The 25,600-nt window shown below is 47.4% G+C and carries 22 protein-coding genes and 1 pseudogene; 2 read left to right on the forward strand and 21 right to left on the reverse strand.

The window, feature by feature from the left end; translation table 11 throughout:
* Window positions 1–9: 9 nt before the first annotated feature.
* The 15 genes from KQI65_00205 to KQI65_00275 all read right to left on the reverse strand — a co-directional run bounded on the left by KQI65_00205 (window position 10) and on the right by KQI65_00275 (window position 15,754).
* Window positions 10–492, reverse strand: a complete 483-nt coding sequence (locus KQI65_00205; GenBank protein MCB2203139.1) for an acyltransferase — start codon at window positions 490–492, stop codon at window positions 10–12.
* A complete protein-coding gene (locus KQI65_00210; GenBank protein MCB2203140.1) occupies window positions 489–1,259 on the reverse strand; it encodes a hypothetical protein in 771 nt (256 codons plus the stop codon). Before KQI65_00210 ends, KQI65_00205 begins: the two co-directional genes overlap by 4 nt.
* 123 nt (window positions 1,260–1,382) lie before the next feature.
* The gene (locus tag KQI65_00215; GenBank protein ID MCB2203141.1) at window positions 1,383–2,105 is read right to left on the reverse strand and encodes an SDR family oxidoreductase; all 723 of its coding nucleotides are present in this window, start codon (window positions 2,103–2,105) and stop codon (window positions 1,383–1,385) included.
* A 1-nt stretch (window position 2,106) separates the two neighbouring features.
* Window positions 2,107–3,345 (reverse strand): fatty acid--CoA ligase family protein, encoded by a 1,239-nt coding sequence (locus KQI65_00220; GenBank protein MCB2203142.1) that lies wholly within the window; start codon window positions 3,343–3,345, stop codon window positions 2,107–2,109.
* Window positions 3,342–3,575 carry an acyl carrier protein gene (locus KQI65_00225; protein ID MCB2203143.1) on the reverse strand — a complete coding sequence of 78 codons (234 nt, stop codon included), beginning with the start codon at window positions 3,573–3,575 and terminating at the stop codon, window positions 3,342–3,344. Before KQI65_00225 ends, KQI65_00220 begins: the two co-directional genes overlap by 4 nt.
* Before the next feature lie 28 nt (window positions 3,576–3,603).
* Window positions 3,604–4,869: a hypothetical protein gene (locus KQI65_00230; GenBank protein ID MCB2203144.1), complete on the reverse strand. Its 1,266-nt coding sequence runs from the start codon at window positions 4,867–4,869 to the stop codon at window positions 3,604–3,606.
* Window positions 4,869–5,600 (reverse strand): glycosyltransferase family 4 protein, encoded by a 732-nt coding sequence (locus KQI65_00235; GenBank protein MCB2203145.1) that lies wholly within the window; start codon window positions 5,598–5,600, stop codon window positions 4,869–4,871. The genes KQI65_00230 and KQI65_00235 overlap by 1 nt, the downstream gene beginning before the upstream one ends.
* 397 nt (window positions 5,601–5,997) lie before the next feature.
* A complete protein-coding gene (locus KQI65_00240; GenBank protein ID MCB2203146.1) occupies window positions 5,998–7,044 on the reverse strand; it encodes a GDP-L-fucose synthase in 1,047 nt (348 codons plus the stop codon).
* A gap of 7 nt (window positions 7,045–7,051) precedes the next feature.
* Window positions 7,052–8,092, reverse strand: a complete 1,041-nt coding sequence (gmd, locus tag KQI65_00245) for a GDP-mannose 4,6-dehydratase (protein MCB2203147.1) — start codon at window positions 8,090–8,092, stop codon at window positions 7,052–7,054.
* Window positions 8,093–8,246: 154 nt separating this feature from the next.
* A complete protein-coding gene (locus KQI65_00250) occupies window positions 8,247–9,902 on the reverse strand; it encodes a hypothetical protein (protein MCB2203148.1) in 1,656 nt (551 codons plus the stop codon).
* Between the two features lie 2 nt (window positions 9,903–9,904).
* Entirely contained in the window at window positions 9,905–10,621 is a 717-nt protein-coding gene (locus tag KQI65_00255; protein MCB2203149.1) for a glycosyltransferase family 2 protein, read from the reverse strand.
* A gap of 54 nt (window positions 10,622–10,675) precedes the next feature.
* Window positions 10,676–11,407, reverse strand: coding sequence for a class I SAM-dependent methyltransferase (locus KQI65_00260; GenBank protein ID MCB2203150.1), 732 nt, complete (start codon window positions 11,405–11,407; stop codon window positions 10,676–10,678).
* A gap of 119 nt (window positions 11,408–11,526) precedes the next feature.
* Window positions 11,527–13,155, reverse strand: coding sequence for a hypothetical protein (locus KQI65_00265; protein ID MCB2203151.1), 1,629 nt, complete (start codon window positions 13,153–13,155; stop codon window positions 11,527–11,529).
* Between the two features lie 29 nt (window positions 13,156–13,184).
* Window positions 13,185–14,702: a sugar transferase gene (locus KQI65_00270; protein ID MCB2203152.1), complete on the reverse strand. Its 1,518-nt coding sequence runs from the start codon at window positions 14,700–14,702 to the stop codon at window positions 13,185–13,187.
* The gene (locus tag KQI65_00275) at window positions 14,699–15,754 is read right to left on the reverse strand and encodes a DUF354 domain-containing protein (protein MCB2203153.1); all 1,056 of its coding nucleotides are present in this window, start codon (window positions 15,752–15,754) and stop codon (window positions 14,699–14,701) included. Before KQI65_00275 ends, KQI65_00270 begins: the two co-directional genes overlap by 4 nt.
* Here KQI65_00275 and KQI65_00280 point away from each other — a divergent pair.
* A complete protein-coding gene (locus KQI65_00280; GenBank protein MCB2203154.1) occupies window positions 15,671–15,856 on the forward strand; it encodes a hypothetical protein in 186 nt (61 codons plus the stop codon). The two genes, KQI65_00275 and KQI65_00280, sit on opposite strands and share 84 nt — an antisense overlap.
* Window positions 15,857–15,884: 28 nt before the next feature.
* Here the strand turns inward: KQI65_00280 and KQI65_00285 are convergent, their stop codons facing one another.
* From KQI65_00285 to KQI65_00300, 4 genes are read right to left on the reverse strand one after another with little or no spacing between them, the layout of a single operon-like run.
* Window positions 15,885–17,075: a hypothetical protein gene (locus KQI65_00285; GenBank protein ID MCB2203155.1), complete on the reverse strand. Its 1,191-nt coding sequence runs from the start codon at window positions 17,073–17,075 to the stop codon at window positions 15,885–15,887.
* Window positions 17,076–17,113: 38 nt separating this feature from the next.
* Window positions 17,114–19,261: a bi-domain-containing oxidoreductase gene (locus tag KQI65_00290; GenBank protein MCB2203156.1), complete on the reverse strand. Its 2,148-nt coding sequence runs from the start codon at window positions 19,259–19,261 to the stop codon at window positions 17,114–17,116.
* A 30-nt stretch (window positions 19,262–19,291) separates the two neighbouring features.
* Window positions 19,292–20,413: a glycosyltransferase family 4 protein gene (locus KQI65_00295; protein ID MCB2203157.1), complete on the reverse strand. Its 1,122-nt coding sequence runs from the start codon at window positions 20,411–20,413 to the stop codon at window positions 19,292–19,294.
* Window positions 20,410–21,654, reverse strand: a complete 1,245-nt coding sequence (locus KQI65_00300; protein MCB2203158.1) for a hypothetical protein — start codon at window positions 21,652–21,654, stop codon at window positions 20,410–20,412. The genes KQI65_00295 and KQI65_00300 overlap by 4 nt, the downstream gene beginning before the upstream one ends.
* Before the next feature lie 408 nt (window positions 21,655–22,062).
* Here KQI65_00300 and KQI65_00305 point away from each other — a divergent pair.
* Window positions 22,063–23,093: pseudogene (locus KQI65_00305) on the forward strand (DDE-type integrase/transposase/recombinase).
* A gap of 219 nt (window positions 23,094–23,312) precedes the next feature.
* On the opposite strand, the gene KQI65_00310 reads toward KQI65_00305, so the two are convergent.
* Window positions 23,313–24,539, reverse strand: coding sequence for a glycosyltransferase family 4 protein (locus KQI65_00310; protein ID MCB2203159.1), 1,227 nt, complete (start codon window positions 24,537–24,539; stop codon window positions 23,313–23,315).
* Between the two features lie 50 nt (window positions 24,540–24,589).
* On the reverse strand, window positions 24,590–25,543 hold the full coding sequence (locus KQI65_00315; GenBank protein MCB2203160.1) for an SDR family oxidoreductase: 954 nt from the start codon (window positions 25,541–25,543) through the stop codon (window positions 24,590–24,592).
* Window positions 25,544–25,600 lie beyond the last annotated feature (57 nt).

Genomic DNA, 25,600 nt, shown 5'->3' on the forward strand with positions numbered 1-25,600 from the left:
ATTCAAATCCTAGATGATTGGTTTAAGATTGCGAATGAAATCTGCGTAAGATGTTTCAGCAAGCAGTGGTTTTCCTACTCGGGCCTTTGGGACAGCTGGATTGCCGGCTGCGAATGTGTATTCCGGAATTGAAGTAGACACCACACTCCCAGTAGCAATCACCGAACCTTTGCCAATTTTGACATCCGGAAGTATCACAACATTAATGCCAATGAACACATCATCGTCTATATAGACCGAATACTCCTTGTTGACATTCTGGCCAAGTTCACGAAAATGAGCCACAACGACTACGTTCATACTCAACTGAGTATTTTTGCCAATATGTATCCGATGCGGCGCAGCACTATCGAGATGCACATGCTGCCCTATAAAGACATCATCTCCAATGCTAACACCGCGTAGTCTGTGAATGCGGACTCGAAGTGATTTTGCACCTGGTATATTGTATGCAAGCAGCTGACCCAGTCTCAGTAACACCTTCCGTATCATCTGCGACTCCCTTTGCGAATATCGAGATACTCCTTCATATACTTCGCGGCATACATAGTATCGTAATACATATTCAGCGTATAATATTTCATTGCTGATTCCGCCCAGTGTATTGGGTGTGTCAGCACTATCACCCTTGCGGCCTCCTCCCATGCGCCCACATTGGCATCACTAAACTTCCAACGCTTGCCACCAATAAATGACGCATCACTGAAATAGAGGTCACGATCGACACTATAGGCCTCGTACTTCAACTGTAAATAATCCAGCCTCAGTTTACGGTGCGAATCGATAAACACATTCTCCGATCCGCTAGATTGCGACTGAGGAGTGCCTTTTCTATACACATTTCGCAGCATATTTCCATGAGGTGATACGCCGACAATATGTACTCCTTGGGACCGCAATACCTGCACTTGATCCTTGAGATAAACTTCTGGGTCTGCTTCGTGAAAGAACTGTATGTGCATCAGGTCTAGATGCAGACCAATCTCATGTCCTAGTTCATTTTGCATATAGAGGACCTTTTCAAGTGTCCTTGGCTCTAAGCCACCATCACTTCGTGTTTTAAAATAGTTCGCTGTATGCAAAATAAAATATGTCGCAGAAACACCTATGTCATGCTCCAGCTGCGCCATCCTCAATGCTTGCATCAACGATGAATCCACATCATGCCGCATTGAGACGACACCAGTCATACGTTCGCTTGGACTTGCCATTTGCTCTAACTTTACGAACGAGAAACCAGCGAGCTGCACTTCCTGCATAAAACCTCGGTAGGACTCAAAAGTCCTCGAGTCAAATGACAGTGCCTTCCGTATTTTTCGCACTGGGCTCATATGGCGATAGAGAAATCAGGGACTGTAGGGAGGTATTGGCACATTTATGACTCATATTGTCCCTGAATCAACGAAGATATTCTGACCTGTTATCGATTTCGATTTCTCAGATAGCAAGAACCATATTGTTTCCGCCACCGACTGCTCATCCACTGCACTTTTCAGAGATGTTCGCCGGTATATTCTATCCTTCTGCCCATCAGAAAGCGAGGAAGTCATTTCGGTATTCATAAAACCAGCCACGATACAATTCGATCGGATTCCCAACTCACCCCATTCCCGAGCAATGTTCTTCGAATAGGCTTCCAATGCACCCTTCGTTGAAGCATACATAGACAAACCTTTATATCCAGTATGAACACTTATTGATGATATGTGGACCATCGAACCAGCAACTCTGTTGAGAAGCATATTACGAAGTATATATTTCGTCATTATGATTGGAGTAATAACGTTGATTCTGTGCATTTCCAGCAGCCGATCACTATTTGCGTTCGATGCAATATCATCGTATGCATAGGCAGCATTGTTGACAAAACCATGGATCGGCGTCGTAAGGCCTATCCACTCTTTCATGATCTTGTCGCGCACAAGCACATCATCACTCAAGTCATAACTCAGCCATCTCATTTGATCCGGGTAGTGCTCAATAAGACCGACAAGCTGTTCTGTCTCTTTTCTGCTAATTCCATAGACAGTGTGTCCTGCATCAAGCAACAATTCAGCTGTTACGAAACCCAAGCCTCTGGATACACCTGTCAGCAGAATGTTCATGTCATCCTCTTTTCGTTTTCCCTGATCTCGTCGTTTCTACTCGGTCAACAAATTTAATAATTCTTGGTATTTTGTACTCCTGCAACCTCTCGGCCAGATAGGTTCGAATGGCGGATTCACATATCGCGCTTTCTTCGGACACAATATCACAACACACTATGTTTCCAAGTACGCTGTTGCGTTTCCCATATACATGCACATCCACAATTCCAGGATACTGGCGCAGCGCATCCTCAACATCCTTGGGATTGACCTTGTTTCCACCAACATTTATCATTTCCTCCTTCCTGCCTACAAATCTGAATCGTGTAGGATCTTCCGAAAGAATCTCAACAGAATCACCTGTCCGATACCATTCTTCATCCTGAACCACACCATCTCCAAGTGCATCACGATGTATCCACAGTTCATTCTCAACCACCTTTACGAGCAATTTAAACGACTCCTTTACCACAAACTCCTCACCAGTACTTGCAAGCAGTGCCCCAGCTTCTGTTGATGCATACACATTCCTGAGTCTTGCGTTGGGGAAGCCTTTGCGAAGCGTGTCGAGCAACGTCTTTTCGTACCCTTCACCACCAATGGTCAACTGCCTCACATTGTCGCAAATCCCAAAGTAAGGCATATTCACTCGGTAAAACGTTGGTGTGGCGGAGATACTCGTAACGCCATATTTTCGAATGATATCTCCAAGATCTAATGCATTCCCACCCGATAGATCTACCAACGGGTTTCCATTCAGTACAGCCTGGAAAAACACCTGCACCCCTGCCATGTGGGTCGGGATATACGTATATCCCCATACATCATCCTGATGTGCGGGCGACTGTTTAATTGAACGGGTAATGGACTTAAAACTGTGCACCACACTCTTTGGTTTCCCTGTCGTGCCAGATGTAAACAAGGTGATACACCAACTATCCTCGACATCTTGAATCAGGGACGTCAACGTCTCCTTGCTAATATCGGCATCCAAAACTGGCTGTTTAATTACTTGCTTCTCAATCCTCGACTCAGAATCATCCAGTATTATGCCTCGTTCATACTCACTAATATCATGATCTATCAACGTTATTGGCCGCCCGATCAATAGCGATAGAATAATATTGACAAATATCCTGTAGGAATCCGAACTACTGTAGATTGGCTGGTATATCTTTATCGCGCGAACATCTTCAATAAGATTTTGCCATGTCTTGGTGGATTCATGAGCTGGATCAATGTAAAAGAGATCTTTCATTTACTACTAATCTTGTCGTATACTTCTTGGATGGTCGATACAATACCGTTTTCAAAAATGTCGACATCATACTCTGCTTCTATCCGAACCGTCAGTTCTGCCAGGTCCAGCGAATCGAAACCAATGTCATCTCGCAAACGCGTGGGCCCTTCAATTCCAGACAAAGTCTTTCTCTGTCTGTTTTGCAATATCAGATTGACAATCTCAAGAATCTTGTCTTCTGTATTCATAAATCAAGCCATGCAATTAAGGAAATAATCAATATTTGTAGGAATAATCTGTTACCACGGCTAGTCCACCTATTAGTGGTAGTAGACCAACCATCAATGGTACAATATACGTCGGTGTTAATCCAGCTGAAAACCCCAGCCATATTATCAAGGCTCCCATACCCAGAAATCGCCACTCACCTCGCAACTTCCAAACAACCCAGATTGTGCGGCCCAACCATAATAGATACAGCAGCAGCCCGACTGCTCCAGACATTAACAATATGCGCAGAAAATCATTGTGCGCACCGAAACCGGTACCTATTGTAGACTCATCGACAGCAAACGGCACTCCAAGAAGCTTAGCATGTAACGGAAGCCCTGCGTATTGCTTCAAAAATGCCTCCCAAATATACCCTCGTGAGTTTCCCAGGTGTTCGATGGGCGCATCACCACGCAAAATAGCGAAATCCGGACCGAGCACCTTTTCGTAGTTCGGGTCCGGCCGAAGCAGGAAAGCAGCAATGGGTGCACAAACAGCAATCAGCAGCAGAATGGCGGACTTCAGCCACAGCCGCTGCCAGAGCATCCCGATCAGCAAGGCTACTGTGAGCGATGCCAACACCACCCAGGTTGTGACATGAACCACCCAGGGTGTCGAGATACCAAAAACCAGAACGAATATACAAACGATGGTAAACCATCGCCAGGATCCGCGCTTCAATACTAGGTATCCAGCTCCAAGGTAGCCCATGCTGAAATAGAAACCATAGACGGACACCTGCGCGTATGGCCCCACAAAGCGCACTACACCACTGCGGACGGAGGTCGAGATCGGCTGGACGAAAATCTCAAAGCAAACGAACATCAGCGGGAACAAGGCTGCCAGAACGAACATGAGCGCGATATGATCAAACATCTCGCGCTCACGCAAAAGCAGAAATCCGAAAAACAGCAGTAAACCGGGTAGGATAAACTTGATCAGTATGCCCAGACTCTCTGTGCCGGGACTGTCCACAAGCATGGCCAGTCCAGAAAACAGACAGAGTATCAACCAGGCAACAACCTCAGCATGACGCTTAGCGATACCATCGAGCAGTCCGCGCCTCGTCCACATCGCAACCAGAAGAAACAACGGCAGTAGCACACCGACAACCTGCAGGGGAGAAACACCGATTGCGTAGTTTTTCCACTTCCAGGTCATGTCGATAACGGGTCTCAGAAGAATGAGCAGCAGCAGCACCCCCACTGGCCATTCAAAACGCGACCAGAGGTGGATAAGCCTGCTCCCATTTTGCGCTTCAGCGCACGGCATCAGGCTTTTCCGGCTGTTACATACGCAATTGCCTGGCGGAAGCCATCCACCATGCGCTCGATATTTGCTTCGCTCTCCTCAGTGTCCAGTGCATTTGCCTTCATCGCAAGCAACAACTCTCTGTCTTCTATCAGCATCGCGATGGTGTTGGAAAGTGCTTCAGGACCGGGGTTGGACAGCAACCCGTTTTCACCATGTCTCAGATATTCGAGTTCTGGTCCATGAAATGGGCCTGTTTCGGTTGATGCATAGGTGATTACGGGAAGTCCAAATGCATACGCATGCACGAGGGCGAGTCCCACCGCGCCGGGCAATACGAGCACATCCATTGCTTCAAGAATTGGCGCCGTTGCTTCGACGTCATGAATTTCGCCGAGATAGCGAAAGCCCTCGCTCTCAGCTCGCTCTCTTACCATACTTTCAAGTTCACCCCCGCCAATTACTGTCAGAGTTACATTACTATGTTTTGCGCGAAGCAATGTAAACGCATCAAGCAGGTCGAGGATACGCTTGCTTTTAACAAGCTTACCAAAGTACAGAAGATGTAAAGCAGCGCCCTTCTCAACACCGGATTCAATTTTGCCGTCACGCGTCAATTGCGAACGCACTTCGGCCAGCTTTTTGGTGTCCATACTATTTACAGCTACGAAGGCACGAGTGGACAATGCTGTATGACGCTGAACCACACTTTCCCTTCTTGCATGGGAGTAGAACAGCACAGCGTCCATCATGCGAAACAAATACGGAGAGATATAGTAGTGTCTGCTCTTTGACTGACAGACCACATCCTTGTTACGAATGCCATGCGACCAGCTGATAAGTTTGTACCTGAAGACTGGACGCAGGAGGAGAAGTTTCCAGAATGTCGTGAAACCAAAAGAGAATTGAGTGATTACGACTTCAGGACTGTGTTTTCGAAGCACTGGCAGAATTTGCTGCCGATAGTAGCTGCTTTTCCCGACTATTCTTTTTCCAGGAAGAATTTCGTTTGGATAGTCAATGTCCTCGGAAGCCGATCTTGCATCCACGCTATGACAGACAATTATCCCCAGCTTCTCAAACAGGTGCCGAAATACATCTACCCTGTACGAGGGTACAATTCGCTGGAAGAGCAATGTCCCTGATCGATCAGGCAGAAGTCGACTCACAGTAGAAATCGTACACGCGTTTTATACCCTCCTCCAGCGAAATAGCTGGCGCCCATCCCAGGTTCTTCAACCGACTCACATCCATGAGCTTTCGCGGTGTGCCATCCGGATACTCATCGTTGAAACGAATCTCCCCTTCAAATCCCACGATATCCTTCACCAGCTCAGCCAGCTCACGAATGGAAATATCCTCTCCAGTCCCGACATTCAAATGCTGTTCACCATTGTAATTCTGCATCATATACACCAACGCCGACGCACAATCATCCACATGCAGAAACTCCCTCCTCGGCGCCCCCGTCCCCCACACCTCAACGGAATCCGCTGTCACACCGAAAGAAGCCAATAATCTTTCCAGATCTTCGTCCGAAGCGCCCTCCACCTCCCTCCGCGTAGATCCGCATTCCAAATCCGTGCGAATCCGTGTTCCCCCTCCCTGCTGCAGCAGCTTTGCCAAGTGAAATTTGCGAATAAGTGCCGGCAGCACATGACTATTCTTCAAATCGAAGTTGTCATTCATCCCGTACATATTCGTCGGCATGGCGGAGATGAAGTCATCCCCATACTGACGCTTGTACGACTCGCACATCTTGAGTCCCGCAATCTTCGCGATCGCGTACGGCTCATTCGTCGGTTCCAGCTCACCGGTAAGCAGATGTTCTTCCTGCATGGGCTGAGGGGCGTGCTTCGGGTAAATGCAGGACGAGCCCAGGAAAAGCAGCTTCTTTACACCGTGCTCATGCGCTGTGTGAATGACGTTATTCTGTATTGCCAGGTTCTGGTAAATGAACTCGCCGCGATACACGTTGTTCGCGTAAATGCCACCCACACGGGCGGCGGCCAGGAAGACATAGTATGGTTTTTCCTCATCGAAGAATTTCTGCACGGCGGACTGCTTCGTCAAATCGAGTTCATCAATGGATTTCCCGACAAGGTTGGAAAATCCATCCAATTCCAGCTTCCGCCAGATGGCAGAACCAACCATGCCGGTGTGTCCGGCAACGTAAATTTTTGCGTTTTTGTCCATCTTTTTCTCAGTATCCGCGACGCAGGACCTTCTCGTGATCCGATTGCGCCATGATTTTAACCAGTTCCTCGAATTTCACCTGCGGCTCCCAGTTGAGCTTTTCCTTCGCCTTGGCCGGATCACCGATCAGGATTTCGACCTCGGTAGGACGATAGTAACGGGGACTGACTTCCACCAACACCTTGCCATCACCCCGGTTGCGTCCGATTTCCTTATCTTCCTTACCTTCCCAGTCCAATTCAATCCCCAACTCACGAAATGCGATCATCGTGAATTCGCGCACGGTATGCGTCTCACCGGTCGCTACCACAAAATCATCCGGAACATCCTGCTGCAGCATGCGCCACATTGCATCGACATACTCGGGAGCGTAACCCCAGTCGCGCTTGGCATCCAGGTTGCCGAGCACCAGCTTGTCCTGCAGTCCCTCCTTAATCCTCGCCGCTGCGCGTGTGATTTTACGTGTGACGAAGGTCTCGCCACGACGCGGTGACTCATGGTTGAACAGGATACCGTTACATGCATAAAGGTTGTATGCTTCCCGGTAGTTCACGACGATCCAGTAACCGTAAATCTTTGCAACGGCATAGGGTGAACGCGGATAAAACGGTGTGGTCTCTGTCTGCGGTATTTCGCGCACCTTTCCGTACAACTCGCTGGTAGACGCCTGGTAGAAACGCGTTTTCACGCCGGTTTCCTTGATCGCATCCAGGAAGCGCAGCGTCCCAACCGCATCCACTTCCGCCGTATACTCCGGCACCTCGAAGGAGACTTTCACATGACTCTGCGCTGCGAGATTATACACCTCATCCGGATCGATCTTCTCGAGCAACCGATTCAGATTACTTGAATCCGTCATATCACCATAGTGCAGAAACAGCTTTTCATTATACACCGACGGATCATTGTACAGATGGTCAATACGGCCGGTGTTAAAAGATGAACTGCGACGCATGATGCCATGAACCGTGTAGCCTTTCTCGAGCAGGAGCTCTGCGAGGTAAGAGCCATCCTGGCCGGTTATGCCGGTGATTAGAGCGGTCTTCATGTTGATCTAAGTCTCGTTTGGTAAAGATTTCGGAAGGAACTGAAGAGCAACGCAGATTTTCGCGGGTTCACCGCAGAGAACGCAGATGAAAAATGTAAAAGCCTGATCAGCGAAAATCTGCGTAAAATCTGTGACAATCTGCGTTCCTCTTTTCTTAGAACCCGATGTTGAACCCACCTGAAATAGTGGTGGTTTTTCCAAGATACGCCGCGGGGACGTAAAGTGCCGCATCGGGGCCGGTGATGTCGCGGAGGGTGAGGGAGGCGAAGAGGCGGCCGTTGTGGGTGAGTTCGTAGCCGGCTTCGAGGTTGATGGTCTGGTTTTCGTAGCGCACGGATTCCATGAAGGGGACTTTAATAGCTTGTCGTCCAGTCACATAGACAACGTCGGGACCTTTACGTGCCTTGCTGAATTCGGCCTTGAGTCGGAGTCCTCGCAGGGGCTTCACGATGACGGAGGCGTAGAGTTCGTCCGCATTGTCGCGCAGGTAATGCCCTAACACGTAACGGTTTGTCTCGAATGTGGTGGTCGCGAGGTTGTGCTTGTACACCATGGGATTTGTGTGCGTGAATTCACCGGTGAGGATGACGTCTTTAACCGGCCAGTTGCTCAACCGTGCACCTGTCTTGAGGCTGTAGAAGTTGTTGTCCTCGCCCTCTGTGAAGCGGCGCGTGTTCAGCTCATCGAAAAACACCGTGGCATAGAGATGAAGGTGACGGATCTGACGGGAACTGATGTCGAGAAACATCTGCGCATTCTGCCCTGTCTTGTTCGCTGCACCGTTGAGTGTGTGGTCGACGGACTTGTAAAACAGAAAGGGTACAAAGTATGCGGCCTGCAGTCCGACGTCACTGTAGATGATGGAATTCCCGAAAGACACATGCAGTTGTTGCAACGGTTTGAAGGTGAACAGGTTCGTGGCCAGGTATTTTTCGCGGAATATCTCGCGGTACACTCCTTCCTGTGTGTTGAATGAGCGTGTACTGTCGAGTACTTCCGACACCAGCCAGGCATGAATGTAGTTGAATTCGAACCAGTCCACCGGAGCCAGATGCAGCCGCAGCTGTCCCGGCGAAGGGAAGCGGCCGGAATAGATATTCGTCCCTGCATACCCGCTCCCCCACTGGAAATAATCCTTCACCAAACCAACAGAACCCCAGTCCCACCCCACGGTAATTCCACCCCGTGCTTCGCTGTAATCGCGTCCCCCTGTCGCCGCACCCTTGCTCGGCGTTCCATACCGGTCATTCAGAAACTCCGCACGCGTAATCTGATAGCTCTCGTGATTATCGCGGAGGCTCGTGTAGATGCCAACATGTTCACCGATATACCCGTATGCGGAAATCCCCTGCCAGCGGTGGTAGAAAAACTCATTCTCAGTACTGAAATACTGCAATCCGAGTATCGGCGTCACGTCCAGACGAAACAGGCTGTCCGCATAGAATATCCCTGTTGGGTAAAGGGAAACTGACGCTCGGCTGCCGTTGCGCAGGAGATCGATATCCCCTCCTTGGCGGATATTGTTTCCCTCTTCAAGCATATAGCTGCGCAGGTAGAAACGCAGTTCTGCACGCTGACGCGCGCTGAGCCGCAACTCCTGCTGCTGCGCTTCATGAAGTTTCTGCCTAATCAGCTTTTTGCTGTACGGTTTCACACTGGTATTCAGATCGATGATCTGCTCAGCAGAAAGCTCATCGAGAAACTCATACAGCGTTTCCCAGCGGATGTCCTCAGGCAGATGCTGGGCCTGGATGGACATTGCGCAGAGGAAAAGTAGGGCAATCAGCAGAATTTTATGCAGTTTCTGCATATTTATTTCCAGAATGTATTGTACTTGACAATGCAATAGAGTGCTCGGAAGCCATCGACCCAGCCGATTTTCTTTCCTTCCTCATATGTACGACCATAATAGGAGATCCCAACCTCATAAATCCGTAAACCCTTTATCTTGCTAATTTTTGCGGTAACCTCAGGCTCAAATCCGAAACGCTGCTCCTTCAAGTCGATATTTTTGATCACATCTACTCTAAAGACTTTGTAGCACGTCTCCATATCCGTAAGATTAAGATTTGTAAACATATTTGAGATCGCTGTTAGAATCTGATTCCCAATCGTGTGCCAGAAAAACAGGACACGGTGTGGTCTCCCCCCTTTGAATCGCGACCCGTAAACAACATCGGCGTGGCCATCAATCACGGGGGCTAATAATACATTGTATTCTTCCGGGTCATACTCGTAGTCTGCGTCCTGAATAACAAGAACATCGCCGTTTGCCTCCTTTATCCCTGTATGCAGGGCGGCTCCCTTTCCTAAATTACGTTCATGTCTTAGCAGCTGTACACTATCACTACAACCTTTATTAAAATGACTCTGCATACGCTCATATGTCCCATCGTTAGAACAATCATCTACTATTATCATCTCCATCCTCATCCCTTCGGGCAATACGACAGATCGTACTTTTTCAACAACACCCAATATGGTATCTCGCTCATTGTAAACAGGTATTACTACTGACAGCACTTTCATTATGTTTCCTTCGAATGCACATTGTTTTGATTGTCGTGGCTATGAGCAATGCCACTATTCATCATTGATTGCAACAACGATTCTAGACAACCCCACCTTCTTTAAGGTCGCGGCGTCCAGCAATTTGGCCACCCACACCACTTTCTCGAAAACTGACATGCTCGACGTAGAGATTTGGTGCTTCTGTCTGAACTTCCCAGAATACAGCCAGCCAAGTACGCCGAGCGAGTTGAAAGCATATTCTGTTGACACTTGCAAGCCACCCTTCTCAACTACTCCGGCCAATTGCGAACGTGAATATCTGCGATAATGACCAAGCTCTCTATCAAGGTCACAGTATAGCGATTGAAAGGCGGGGACGAGGATGATAGCAGTGCCACCAGGCTTCAACACGGACTTTATATTTCTCACTACATTCACATCATCTCGGATATGCTCCATTACATTTAGGATTACAACAGTATCATATCTGTCGACATGCTCCGGCTCATCGCGTTCTAAATGTTGTTGAGCGACATCAAAGTAACACACGCCACGCAAGTTATGGAGGCCAGCAAACCTCCTAGACAGGTGCTCAACATATCGCATACTATAATCTGTCAACACTGCATCATGGCCATCATCTATAATGCACTGAGAGATATTTCCAATCCCACTACCTATTTCTAAAACTAGCCCGGTGCAATATTGGCGTATTGAGGAATACATCCACGAATTGAATCTGGTAGCTATTGATATCGCTTCTAGAGTCTCTCTTCCAACATGATCTTCATCAAACATTTCCATATCTAACATAACCATAATTTGCATCACACATGGATTGAAATACTATTCTCATCTATGCCGCTACAGATCTCGCATCCTGATGCGTAGTGCCACCTGTATCCATAGCATGCATCCTCCTATTAATTTGGATTCATAGGCCTAACCCCATCGGGAAATGATCCTCCTCTCCATTCAACTTTGTCAATTTCCTTTGGAATGCATGGCTGCTCACAACCCCAACAAAGTCCTTCCATTGGCACCACATATTGTATACCATTGTATACCATATGTTTGACAGCTGGATGAGCAATTCGCCTGACTGAAAAAACATGTTTCGATCCATCCACTATTGATCTGCCATGGAACCGAAGCACTCCAGCGGCATAAAGTACTATTATAAGTGGAGCTACCAATTTCCAATTAGCTCGACATTTGAACAACACAAAGGCAAAGGGGAGAGACACGAATACGACTAGTACACCATAGGCAAAACGAATATTAGGGGCAGTGATAAACCAGGCTATCAAGACAACGATTAGCGGAGTCAATGCCACCGCACTTCGAAAACGATCCGTGTAATAATTCAATATCAGCTTCAAACCAAATGGTACTCCCAGAAATGACATAACCGCGACAACCCGATTGGGTACAACCATATGCTGCCACCACATGATATACCTGTCCACTATATTGCTAGGCACATCAGTCCAATCTGAGGCTGCTATCGCCCATTTGTAAACAAAGTCTCTAACTTGCACCACGGTATCTATCGACATCATCCAGTCCGGGTGGATCCAAGTGCCATATACCATCGGGTACAGAGGATACCCGGTAGTAATCAGATTTTTGGCCAGATGAGTGGCAACTGAAATGGCGCCTATACCTGCAATCCAATATACCCTTGTGTCCTTCTCTAGGATCATTGCTGATCCAATAAATAAAATATACAGTAACGCTGAAGCCTTAATTGGTATAACAAGCGATGCAACAAGGGCGAGTAATAGTACGTAGCCGACCTTATCACTTTCATTAACAGCATCAAAATAGTTCAACAGTATCGAATAAAGGAACACTGTATACAATCCGAGAGCCACATCCGCCATCGGTGTCGACAAATACGACGTAACATACCCATACAACATTATCGCTGAGAGGCCAAGTGAGTAAGAGAAAACCTTGGCCTTAAGTCTTCGCACTGTTATGAATACATGTAGAGATAACAGGATAGACACAAGGCCATTCAGTGAATACGTAGCTGAGTAGTCACCAAAGATAGCCCTACCAACTGCATGTAAGCTGAACATGCTCGAGTGCAGCCCATACCTTACATTTAAATTCCCTATGCCTGGCACAGACGCGTATTGATTGGTTAATGCGATTTGCGGTATATAATACCCGCCAGCATCACCTAACCTGGGTAAAGCGAGGGACGCTACGACAATACCTATAGCGATCGGCGCTAAAAACAAATATTGGTTCTTGCCAATACCATAAGAAAATTCATTACATACCCTTTGACGGACAATTTGTCTTACCCCAAATAATATACCAAAAGTAAAGATAGATAGAGCGTACCAAGAATTCACTGGGAAAAAACATGACCAACCATGACTGACAACCCCTATAAACAACAATCCTAGCAAACTAATGCCAAATGGGTCATTCGTCAACCTCACGCTCTTCACGCCCAATATATCATGCATTAGCAGTGATCCATAACCGAATGCAGCAAAGGAATGCAGCACCCATGACAGCAGCAATAAATGCATTTACAACCTACAGTTATTTTGACGTGATATCAATTGCTACGTGCTTGACGAAGCAAAATATTGTACATTGCGCTTAAAAAGTACCTAACATCTGTCCTGATTGGCGCTTCATCGTACGCATCGAGATAGCGGCGCTCGGACTCCATGACCTCATCGAGTGTCTTTGGCATGTCCGCGTAAAAAGGCGGCACCAAGCCTGGCTTGTGCTGCACCCTGCGTTTCTGCAGGTCCTCTGCATACAGACTGAAAAAATGCCGGCTGAGGGGACGCACACCCACGAGCTTGAGTTCCCCCTTGAGAACATTCAGGAACATTGGAAATTCATCCAGCCAGAGCTTGCGCATGAAGCGTCCGAGTCCTGTCACGCGGAAGTCATCCTTGAACTTCCCACCCTCCGCGAGTCCATCCTGCCTGTAGACATACTCCTGAAGATACTCCGCGAATGGATACATGGTGCGCATTTTGTAAACGCCGATGATCTTGCCATCCTTCCCGTGACGACGCAGTTTGACGAGTGGACCGTAGGTGGGACTCATATCGAATGCGGGGGCCTTGATTTTGCGAGCGGCGAAATACAGTCGATTCTTGGAATCCACCTCTCCCAGCACCTCGAATCCACATGAATAGAGGCGTCCCAGAGATTCCGCCCTCGATAGCACACGGTTATTACCGCGTGTCAGCAGGAAATAAATCTGCTTCGTCACAGGCAGCTTTGGAAAGACACGCTTGAACACGTAGTCCAAGGGGTAGTATATCCAGTTAAGCAACGGTGGATACTTCTCCAGCAAGCGGTTCTTGCGCTGCATCTGTGTTTCCACGCAGCCCACGAATACGCCTCCGGCGGGGAGGCGTTCATTAACTGCTTCGAGGAACTTGTTGATATACTGGAAATCGTTGATGCGATGCAGGTTGACGATATTCCGGTAATACCCTTCAGGCTGCGCCTGGATGCTGAATTGCTCGGTCGTGGAGATGAAGAGGGTCTCACCCGGATGCTCGCCGAGATGACGACGAATAAATGCAAAGGCGGTCGTGCCCGCCTGCTCGATAATCGTATCGTGGAGAGCGGTATCCATCCGCCACTCTTCCACCGCACGCTCCAACTCCTTATCAAACTCCAGTCGAGGAAGCTCTTCCAGCTTCTCGCGCTGTTTGCTGGCACGGCCGAGTTCGAGATCCAAAGTATAGACGTAAGTCGCCAGCAGCTCGAATGCCGTAGTGAAGACCATGGCGCCGAGCAGAACCCCACGTGAATGGTCAAACTGTCCGTACAGCACCACCGCCGTGATAACAAGCAGGAGGATGACATTCGTGCGAAATACGATCTTCGTCGCGTCATTCATGCTCAGATCGCGGCGAATCCCATACTTCTGCCCCACCAGCGACCCGAAAATCCACACCGACGCAAAGGTCAGGAGCGGAGCTTCATAGCTGAGGAAGAAGCGATAAATCCCATGTCCCTTGAACAGGGAGGTACAATAGAACGCCAGGAGGACAAACACCACATCCATACCGACAAACAGTATATAGCGGCGAAGTTTTGTCACCTTTCCTTGCCATTGAATTCCAGAAGGTAGTGCAGCATCCAGTCGGATACATCAATTTTATCGTGCAGCATCCCGTTTCTCCTCTGCGACCAGACATCCCGGCGATTCTGTACGCTCAACAACTCCTCCAACCTGCGAAGGAGGAGTCCCGGCTGACTCCCGGGCACACCGTATCCGAGTTGATAGTGATTCTCTATGTCGTCAAGATAACTGATACGTCCCACAAAGTCATTGTAGCGCAGAAAAGGCGTACCCAGTACCCCCGCTTCCGCTGCCATTGTCTGACTGTCGCCAATATAGATCTCGGCGCAGGCGAGCACATGGTGCATATCCGAAGGATCGATAGGCATGCGCATGGACTCAAACCGTTCGGACAACAACCGCTCCGAAGTAATCCACACATCCATGTGCGGCTCGAGGCGTTCGATGAGTTGCGCCGCGAGATTGTCTGTAATCCCTCTAATCCCCTCATCGTGATGCGCGTTCAGGCTGGAGAAGCGCAACACGGCATACGGTCTGTCAGACTGAAAATACTGACGCATCACCGACTGATCAGGTATAAAACGGTTCGGATGCAGGTATGCCAGTTCATGGTAGCCACGATAGAACACCGTTTTCGATTCCCAACGTCCCATACGGCATCCGACAGGAGCCAGAATACTGCTCGCCCAGGGATATGCAAGTTTTGCATAAAGTGGGACAACATCCCAGTCATCTTCATTTACATTCACGCTCGGGATACCGAAAAACTTCCCGACATGCGAGATCTCGACACTGGTGCCGACCAGCAAATCCGGCCGCGTCTTCGCCACCAGTCCCCACATGCGATAGTCCCTTTTCAGCATCCCCATCGCCAGCCCTACCTTCGAATCCCCGCGTCCTTCAGGCAGAATATTATGGTACTCCCACCCCGTCGCCCGCAGCAATTCTTCAAGCACATCCTTCTTTTTGATCAGGATAACGGTCTCATGCCCCAATCCCTTCAAGTCAGCAATGACATGCTTGAACAAATGAAAGTGGGCCGGGTGGCCCATGTAGAAGAGCAATTTCAAATTACAAATATCAAATTGCAGATTTCAAACAAACCAGGAGCAGGGATTGCTTTCCATGATGTGTACTCGGAAATTTGTGTTCAACGAGAAAGCAATCTCTGATTACAGATGCCCACATTTTGCGGATACCTCAGACCAACGAGCTCAACGCTACAGTCATCCAAGCGTTGGACCAGCGCATGTAGGAGATTTTGTTGGTGTAGAGGGGGAATTTCTGGTAGTAGAAGTAGCCCTTACGGTCTTGCATGTTCTTGATGGTATAGTCGGCGATGGTGTGGGCGAAGTCGCGGTACTCGTCGAACATGTTGAACGTAATGATGCCCTGGGACTGATTATGAATCTCTACAGGCCATTCAGTCGGCAGGCGCCACCATGACCGTCCTTCATCAGTGAACTGCTGATTGCGATAGTACTGCAGTCCTTTCTGCACCGCCTGCTCCCACGCCGGCTTTCGCAGTCCACTCAGACGCATGATCTCTTCGATGGACTCAATCACGTAGCCTTGATGAAAATCGATCTGTCGACTTTCCTGCCCTGTATCTATATCAATGAGATAATTCCAGCAACCACTATCCAATTGCTTATTGACAACGAAATCGACACTACGTTCCACCAAGTCCAATAATTTAGGGTCACTTCCTGAAATTGCGAGGTGCCTTGCAATGACCTCAGCCCCAAGCAGTGAAGCATTATAGCACGCGTCTCTCATCACAGGAGTATAGGAGAAGCAAAGGCCACTTTCATCGACCGTCCGTTCAATATGATGCAGGATAAACTCAACCGCACCGCCAATCATATCTCCGACCATCAATTCATTCTTTGGAACCTCCAATTCATTGGATCTACCCAGCAATAAGAAATACTCATACAATCCCTTGCAAACGAATCCGGTGACAACAGTAGAAGGGATATAGGGTGCCATATGTTTCATTGGTGAAGCCCATGGGAAGTCATATCCCCAGCAGTAGCTGCTGTAGCTGCTGGATGGATGCGATTTCAACCACTGAAAATGCTCTTGCGCCAATTCCAGATACCGCACATCTCCAGTCTTCGCATACAGCTGACTGTATGCACGCAGAAAAAGTCCGATCGCCTTCGGATTCCTCCCCTTCCTCACCCCAATCAGAGGCCTTATGTTGAACGGATTCCGTTTCTGCACCTGAATCGCCAACACCGGCCCCCACTTCCCCAACCACTGGAATGGCAGCCACGACTTCAACGTATCATACGGATCATACCCCTCAAAATTCTCCGCTTCCACATATTCGAGCAGTTTTCCGAGGGCATCGTCAACCTGTGTATTTGAAGATCTTCTGTGCAATCTGTGCAATAATCTGTGAAATCCGTGGTTGCCTTTGGTTATAGGTGAACCATTTTTCGATCTCTAATAGACTCGAGCACCGCGAACGTCGCCCTCGACGACAAATAGATCTCCTCAAACGGAATAGGCGCCGGCTTCCCCTCCTTGATCGCATCGATGAACGCCTTCACCCCAGCCGCATGCCCCTTATCCTGCTTCTTCAACTTCACCTTCCGTTCTTTCTCACCATACACCATCATCACACTGAAATCATCCACCACAGCCGACACCCCATTGCAGAACACCTCCAGATATTCTTTCGACAGTTTCTTGCTGCCATTCGAGAAATATGAGATTGTCGCCGAGCTGCCATTTGCAAAACCCAGCGACACCGATACCGTATCCCTCAGCTTGCTTCCTGAGGCAGTCTCATGGGCTGAAACGGAGGTGATCGGCGCACCAGCGATGAACATGGCCAAATCGATGAAATGGCAGGCTTCTCCTACAATGCGCCCCCCACCAACGTTGGGATCATGCACCCAGTGGTCCGGAGGCAAGATCCCTGCATTTACACGATACTGTATCGCTTTGGGCTGTGCATCGTCGAACATGCGCTTGAGCTCAGCAATATGCGGCGCAAAGCGGCGATTGAAGCCCAGCATGACCCGAGATAAATATGCAGTTTCTGCATATTTTTGTGCGATTGACTCCAATTCCTCCGGGAAAAGTGCCAACGGCTTCTCCACGAACACATCCTTCCCTGCCTCTATTGCCTGCAACACATACTGCGCGTGCGTATCGTGACGCGTCATGACGAAAAGTGCATCCACTTTATCATCAGTCATGATTTTTGACGCGTCATCCGTCGCATAGCTGAAACCATACTTGTCCATCACATATCGTGACGTATTGCCATGCCTGGTCGAGATTCCGACGAAGTCTACCTGATCTCTCAGATTCGGTAGAATCATGTTCTGCGCGAAAGAACCAGCACCGATGAATGCGACGCCTGGCTGAGCACTCCCTGGCTTCGGCGCTATGGCATTTGCTTTCGCAGGATTCCACACCGTGTGTTCAATTTCTTTTTCTGTATCGTATTTCAGTAGGACGGCGCAGAAATGCTCCTGCTTCGCCAGTATCATATCATACGCCTCTTTCGCACGTTCGATCGGAAACTCGTGCGTGATCAGCGGTTCGATATTCAGCTTTCCATCTGCAAGCAAATCCAGGTAAGCCTGCATGTTCCGCTGTTCCGTCCAGCGCACATAACCGATCGGATAATCGATCCCCTGTTCCTCGTACTGCGCATCATAGCGTCCGGGACCGTAAGATGACGACATCCGCAGATCCAACTCTTTGCGATAAAAGTTCTTGCGCTCAAACCCCGTCGGAACGGCACCAACAACAACAACTTTGCCCTTCTTCCGGCAGATTTCTCCAGCGAAATTCACTGGTTGCAGAGATGACGTTCCAGCAGTTATGATCACTGCATCAACTCCAATACCATCAGTCAAAAGAGCAATCTGCTGCGCTGCACTATCTGAATCAGAACTAAAAGAATGCCGGAAGCCACAGATTTTTGCCAGTTTAATTGCACGAGAATCGATATCGAACCCGATCGGAGTCGCGCCAGCAGCGGAAATCAATTGCATTGTAAGCTGACCAATGAGGCCGAGACCAATAACAGCACAGCGCTCACCCAGATTCAGATCCGCCTGACGCACTCCCTGCATTGCAATGGATGCGATAGTCGCCAGTGCGGCATGTCGCATATCCGTTCCGTCATGAACCTTGGCACATAGATTCTTCCCAACAGACAACACTTCGGCATGTGCTGCATCAGCCCCACCGCAAACAACACGGTCTCCAATACTAAATCCCCTCACATCATTTGCCACGCCTAGGACAGACCCTGCAGCTGCATAGCCGAGGGCAGAGTAGGCCTCAAGCTTGTTCATGACAAGGTTGTAGGTATCCCTTACACCGTTGGAGCGAGCAAGTTCAATAACTTGCCGTACTTCCCTCTGACGCGATTTAGCCTTGCCAATGTAACTTTTACGAGCATCCAAGACAGTTTTGCCCTCAGTCCCACCGGAAATAACAGTAGCCGTGGACTTGACCAATATCTTACCATATGTTTTCTGTGGCGCAGACACGCTATGTATCTGCATCATGCCGTCTTTTAAATTTTGAATAAGTTGTTTCATGTCTTAATTAAATGATTGTTCTGCTTATACTCAACTACTCAATGCAGACTCAAAACCATTGATAATACTGTTAACCATGTTTACTTCAGTATATCTATCATCATATATCTTTTTTGAATTTCGTCCCATCTCTTCTCTAAGCTCCCTATCACGAATCAACTTCGCCAACGCGATTGCGATTTCATCTGGAGAGACAATATCTAATACTATTCCATTGTAGCCATCCTTGACCATGTCAGGAATCGCACCCATGTTTGACGACACGACAGGGAGGGAACATGCCATTGCTTCGATAATAGACCATGGCTGGCCCTCTGGAGCCTTCGGGGTAAAAGTAAATATATCTGCCTGCATTAGCAGTTTGCATTTATCCTCCCATTCGCTAACTACACCGAAAAATCGTACAGATAGTCCGTTCTCGCGTACAACCTTCTTACATATTCGCTCCGTCTTTTCATCCCTCCATGCGCCTACCACATTAAGCAAGCAATCTATCCCCATATTCTTTAGCACCCTCACACCATTAATCGTCTCTATGATTCCTTTAGATGGCTGTAAATTAGATAGGTACAATACAGTGACAACACGACCTCTGGTCCGGTGATCCGGGATATCATAGTCAGCACCATTTGTTACGACACTAATTCGATTCATTGGCAATACGTTCTCTAATTGCCCCGTTAATCTTTTTGAAAGGACCAGCCCCGTCGCTACTCTTTTCATGGTCATTCTGTAATACACTCTTGTAGCTACAGATGCATTATTCTGCCACTGTAGCAGAGCGCTACCGCGCAAGACAACTACCACCCTCCGACCGAACAATGAGGATAACCATATATAGACACTGTCCTTTAAGAATCCAATTGTAGACTGACTGATTGGTATCTGCACCAAGCTAGGGCGCTGCGTAGACAAGGCAACAACAAATCGCACATATAAATTAATGTTCTTGAATACCGCACCATACTGATGCCTGGTCGATTCACGAAACGCTTTATGGATACCCGTATTAAAATGCACCATATAATATCTATCAGACAACATTCGAGACCCCATTATTATCTTTGTTGCAATAGCAGGGCCCATATACGGTGGCGGAAGCTTCCCGAGAATCAACACTTTATCTTTTACTCGATCACTATCTTTTCTCATTTATACAACCTGGCTGTAATTGCATAGGAGATCATAACATAGCCCGGATATATAGTCGGGACCGTGGATATACTATACACAATAGTCACGATCACCGTTGAAACATAAATGAACCGAAGGCCTGCCCCTGACTCCTCAAACGACTTTGCGAGAGAGGTGATCATAAATATTATATAAGCAAATAGGCCTATCACTCCCGCGCTAACCATAATGCGCAAATAATCATTGTGTGCGACTACGGTAAATAATCCTGGAGATGCACTAACATTTTCGTCAAAAGAACCACCAAACAGTTGCGCAATAATATTCGCGTCTGCCCACCGATCATATATATATAGCCAACGAGTCATACGACCGTGGAATGCTTGACTCTCACTCCTCGTACCCTCAAGTATTTCTATTTCATTTGATACAAGCGCTTCTTCAGAAAGCCGGTCAATAATTGCTTGATCATCTGCCAGTACGACGACAACAAGTAGACCTACAATTCCAACGACCAACACAAGCGGAGAATGTTTTTTAAAGAACAAGTACAGCACCACGATAGAGAACACTGCTGCATAAGTTGCTATGTGGTTAATACTTATTAAAGTCAGCACTGCATAGATACAATACGCAACAAAAGCAATATTTCGCCAACGCTTAGACTTAAATGATGAAGATATAAGCCGATAGAAGAGTGCGATCCCGACGAACACAAGATACATAGAATAATTCAATGAATCAGCGTAAAAGCCAGTATATCGTTGCAATCCCCTTGACATTTCCACATTTATTGGGCCAACAACAACTTCCCACAACAACATTAAAGCTGGAACGGATGCAGATATCAATATCGTCATTATAATTCCATCCAGCATCCTCTCATTTGTTAAATGCCTTCTGGCGTAATACATAACATATACAGGCAATGATATCTTCAATGCAGACTGTAACGCATCAAAAGATATATTGTTCTGAAGCAAGAGTATCGTTGCGTTGGCTAACACCAGAATGGAGAACACCCTAAAGGCCGCACTCGGTACACGCACACCTCGCATTATTGGTCTACTCGTCAATGACACCTTGAGAATTAAGAGCGGCAAACCTATTCCAACTACGTATAGTGGGGATAATAGCGGTGATACTTCTTTTAGAGAATAGAAAGCATCGATGACTGGTTTGTATAACAGTAAATAGACAAACCATTTTGCTTCACTTGGAAGGTCACTTAGCCATCTTTTATATTCACTTAGATTCAATAGTTATCCTATGACTCGTTGATAACGTCTGGGTAGAACTGTAACCTTTATAGTACTCCCATGATGGACCTAAGAGATCTCTGGGGACCTCAGCATGAGCACGAAATACCGTATAGAACTATGTATCCTCCAGCAACTTCTCTACGGGTAGTTGCCTGTCGAAGAGGTCGCAGAGGTATTGATATCAGTGAGCGACAGATGTATCGCAATAGAAGCCGAGTTCTCGAGGATGGAGTTATGGGATTGGCGACATGCCCACGTTAGTTCGACCAATTACACATGTTCCTTAATAATAAGAAACGATGTACTTGCGATCCATCGAAGGAGGAATGGCGATAACAAGCAGGAGTTAGTATCAAATCTAACAACTGATATAATCGCCCACTTACATTTAACACAGAATGTCAGATGACCACAACAGAGACAATCATCAAGAGCAAGCTCAGGCTCCTTGAGCTGGCCAACACATCTGGGAGCGTCATGAAGGCGTGTAAGATCATGGGCTACTCCTGTGACCGTTTCTACCGTTTCAAGAAGATCTACGAGACCGGCGGCGCGATGGCGTTGCAGGACCTGTCTCGCCGGAAGCCCAATCTGAAAAATCGAGTAATTGAGGGGATCGAAAACGCTGTCGTGAACTGCGCGTTTGTGATACCGACCTATGGGCAGCTCCGCGTCTCAAATGAACTGCGCAGGAATGTAATCAATGTTTCCCCGCCTCGGCACGAAACATCTAGCTGCGCCACGATCTCGAAACCTTCACTAAACGGCTGAAGGCATTGGAAGCCAGGGTCGCCCAAGAGGGACTGATTTTAACCGAGGACCAGGTTCGTGCTCTCGAACGAAAGCGGGAAGAACTAAAAGCCCATGGTGAGATCAAAACTGAGCACCCCGGTAACCTTGGTGCACTGGGCACGTACTACGTCGGCACCGCTAAAGGTGTCGGGCGCATCTATCAGTAGACGTCTATCGATAACTATTCTAAGGTCACCAAGGCGAAAGTCTACGACCGCAAAAACTCACTTGTTGCTGACGTGCTGCTCAATGACCTGGTCGTCCCGTTCTACGAAGAGCATGAGCTCCGGTTACTTCGGATTTTGACGGATCGCGGGACGGAATACAACGGCAATCGGGAAACCCACGACTATCAGCTCTATCTGGCCCTAGAAGAAATCAATCATTCCAAGACCAAGGCACGTCGGCCACAGACGAATAAAATCTGCGACTGATTCCATAAAACGGTCGAAGACGGGTCTTACACAGTGGCATTCCGGGAAACTGTGTACACCTCGCTTGAGCCGCTGCAAGAGGATCTCGACGCCTGGCTCGCTGAATACAACAGAGAACGGACTCACGCAGGAAAGTACTGCTTCGGGAGAACACCCATACAGACCTTTGTTGACGCTGCGCCGATCGCAAAACACAAACACCTTGACTAACTAAAGACCTATTCTGACGATATGGCAGAGGAGCAGATCAACACTGTCTGTCAGAACTTAGGTCTTAGAAAGCACACCAAATCCGTCTGTTCTACGCAATATTCTTATGCAATTCGATTTGTTGTTTACAGTAGAACCTCTGCACAAACTCGTAGAATTGCTATTCGAACAGAATCTTTCGTTTGCCAGCGCAATGTTTAAATGCACAAGACAGATTTGTCACCGTTTCAGTTTTCTCATTGCAATTCGCTTCTTTATGATGTTTATCTGACCCATAGCTTCCGGCATTATATGGTATAGTCTGTCCTTCCATGTACTCTTTTCTGCTTCATACTCTAGAGCTCTTTCTACTAACGCTTGATCATAATCTATTTTTTCAATGCCGCCCAGCGTATCATTCAGACTGGTTGCACGATCATCCCAATTTAGGAACCGTACAGCATATTCTCTAGCACTACGCTTCATTGATACGATTTTATCCTTGTCATTAATTAATTCTTGCAGTACAGACGTGAGGATCTCCTGCTTAACCTCCACCATTTGCCAATAGTATCCATCTCCCCTTCTAAACGACCTTTCCACAGGAATCGATACGCCATACTCAGAACGCACAAATTCACTCATAGGAGGGTGACCTGTTGCGACAACAGCCAAGCCACTGGATATGGCCTCTGGTAATGTTAAGCCCAAACCATCCAATCTGCTTGGATACACATATATATCTGCAGACGAATATAATCCAGGGGCCGGTATTGTTTTTCTTATCACTTGCAACCTACCTGCCTTAGATAGCTTCGATATCGCTGAACGCGCCATGTTACTAATTTTCGACAGCGATACCTGTGTATGTACCACTAGTTTAAAATCTCCACTAATTCGGGAGGCCGCGTTCAATAGCATATCAGTTCCTTTTCTATAAGGACTCACTCCACATGAATGAAACAGTACCGGGATCTCATGATCTGCCTCTTTGGCTGGCGCAAAGAGGTTAGTATCCACGCCCCATGGTATGTGATACGATTGCGGATGCTCCTTAAACACCGAATAATGCCTCTTTGTATTGCATAGTAAAAAATCATAAAGCCAAAACAACGGAACTGTATCATGAGTATAGTAATCAATATAGGAGCCAGTAATGACACCCTCTTCCTTGCACCACACAACAGGCTCCCACCAAGATTGCTCATTGAATAACACTATGTCTATTTTATTTAGAGATATCCATTTTATAAAATCCGCTTTATCTATAGCAGTCCGGATCGGTCTTCCGGTAACCTTACCCCACCAGACATTCTCTTTATTGTATGCACGACTACGCTTATCCTGGTAGCCCCCACGTGCATAAATATACACCTTGTTCTCAATCGCTATTAATCTTTCATACTGGCGCGATACATAAGCAGCGCCTCTTTCAAACCACGTTGTTACGATTCCGACATTAGCCATGATAAGTCCTAAATGCAATAGCGTAAACCATTACGACTACAACACAATTGCTATTGAAAGAGCGAGCTATCGTCATTTCTGTCCCTATAATATCGCACTGTTTTTTCAATACCAGTCTCGAACTCTACAATCGGCGAATAACCAGTGCATCTCTTCAGCAATTCAATATCAGCATAACTGTGCTTGATATCTCCTGGACGCGACTCTGCGTACTCAGGCACTATCGTGGTCCCTAGTATTCGATTCAGCAACATCACAAGCTGATTTAATGTCACTTGCCCGTGTGTCGCGCAATTTATTGCTTTCCCAACAACAGCTTCTTTAGTTGCTGCAAGAATATTCGCAGAGACTACGTTTTTCACAAAAGTAAAATCTCTGCTTTGCTCACCATCACCATATATTTTTGGAGCAACCTCTTTCATCATAAGGTTTATGAATTTCGGTATGACCGCAGAATATTGAGACGATGGATCCTGCCGGGGTCCAAACACGTTAAAATACCTCAGCGCCACAGTCTCCAATCCGTACAGTTCCGCATATACACGGCAATAATTCTCCCCAGTCAGCTTCGAGACAGCATAGGGAGAAAGAGGAACCGGCACCATTGTCTCGACCTTTGGCAGTGTTGGATTGTCACCATATACAGATGATGAAGACGCGTACACAATACGACGAACTCCGTGACTCCTAGCTGCTTCCAAGATATTCAGTGTCCCTACAACGTTAACTTCATTGGTTGTGATTGGATCATTAATTGATCGTGGTACAGATGGAAGTGCAGCTTGGTGCAATATGACTTCCATTCCTTCAACAGCACGGTTGACAACATGAAAGCTTCGTATATCCCCTTCAATCAGTTCAATATGGTCTTCATACTCTGTCAAATTCTCTCTTTTCCCAGTAGAGAAGTTGTCCAACACACTGACATCATGCCCGCGATTCACAAATTCCTCAACGAGGTTCGAACCAATAAAACCGCCTCCGCCAGTTATCAACACTTTCATACTACAAATATATCCTTCACTTGTGTATACTAATGTAAGTTTCGCATAGACTTCCTA

This window comes from bacterium, from assembly GCA_020444325.1.
In the GTDB taxonomy this organism is placed as follows: Bacteria; Bacteroidota; Ignavibacteria; order SZUA-365; family SZUA-365; genus BM516.

Coding starts and splice junctions, on each gene's coding strand:
- KQI65_00265 (MCB2203151.1), bottom strand. CDS start 13,155: ATGCATTTATTGCTGCTGTCATGGGTGCTGCATTCCTTTGCTGCATTC.
- KQI65_00230 (MCB2203144.1), bottom strand. CDS start 4,869: ATGCCGTGCGCTGAAGCGCAAAATGGGAGCAGGCTTATCCACCTCTGG.
- KQI65_00210 (MCB2203140.1), bottom strand. CDS start 1,259: ATGCAGGAAGTGCAGCTCGCTGGTTTCTCGTTCGTAAAGTTAGAGCAA.
- KQI65_00310 (MCB2203159.1), bottom strand. CDS start 24,539: ATGGCTAATGTCGGAATCGTAACAACGTGGTTTGAAAGAGGCGCTGCT.
- gmd (MCB2203147.1), bottom strand. CDS start 8,092: ATGAAGACCGCTCTAATCACCGGCATAACCGGCCAGGATGGCTCTTAC.
- KQI65_00295 (MCB2203157.1), bottom strand. CDS start 20,413: ATGAGAAAAGATAGTGATCGAGTAAAAGATAAAGTGTTGATTCTCGGG.
- KQI65_00255 (MCB2203149.1), bottom strand. CDS start 10,621: ATGAAAGTGCTGTCAGTAGTAATACCTGTTTACAATGAGCGAGATACC.
- KQI65_00205 (MCB2203139.1), bottom strand. CDS start 492: ATGATACGGAAGGTGTTACTGAGACTGGGTCAGCTGCTTGCATACAAT.
- KQI65_00220 (MCB2203142.1), bottom strand. CDS start 3,345: ATGAAAGATCTCTTTTACATTGATCCAGCTCATGAATCCACCAAGACA.
- KQI65_00225 (MCB2203143.1), bottom strand. CDS start 3,575: ATGAATACAGAAGACAAGATTCTTGAGATTGTCAATCTGATATTGCAA.
- KQI65_00260 (MCB2203150.1), bottom strand. CDS start 11,407: ATGGAAATGTTTGATGAAGATCATGTTGGAAGAGAGACTCTAGAAGCG.
- KQI65_00215 (MCB2203141.1), bottom strand. CDS start 2,105: ATGAACATTCTGCTGACAGGTGTATCCAGAGGCTTGGGTTTCGTAACA.
- KQI65_00315 (MCB2203160.1), bottom strand. CDS start 25,543: ATGAAAGTGTTGATAACTGGCGGAGGCGGTTTTATTGGTTCGAACCTC.
- KQI65_00235 (MCB2203145.1), bottom strand. CDS start 5,600: ATGATGGACGCTGTGCTGTTCTACTCCCATGCAAGAAGGGAAAGTGTG.
- KQI65_00290 (MCB2203156.1), bottom strand. CDS start 19,261: ATGAAACAACTTATTCAAAATTTAAAAGACGGCATGATGCAGATACAT.
- KQI65_00240 (MCB2203146.1), bottom strand. CDS start 7,044: ATGGACAAAAACGCAAAAATTTACGTTGCCGGACACACCGGCATGGTT.
- KQI65_00250 (MCB2203148.1), bottom strand. CDS start 9,902: ATGCAGAAACTGCATAAAATTCTGCTGATTGCCCTACTTTTCCTCTGC.
- KQI65_00280 (MCB2203154.1), top strand. CDS start 15,671: ATGCCCCAATCCCTTCAAGTCAGCAATGACATGCTTGAACAAATGAAA.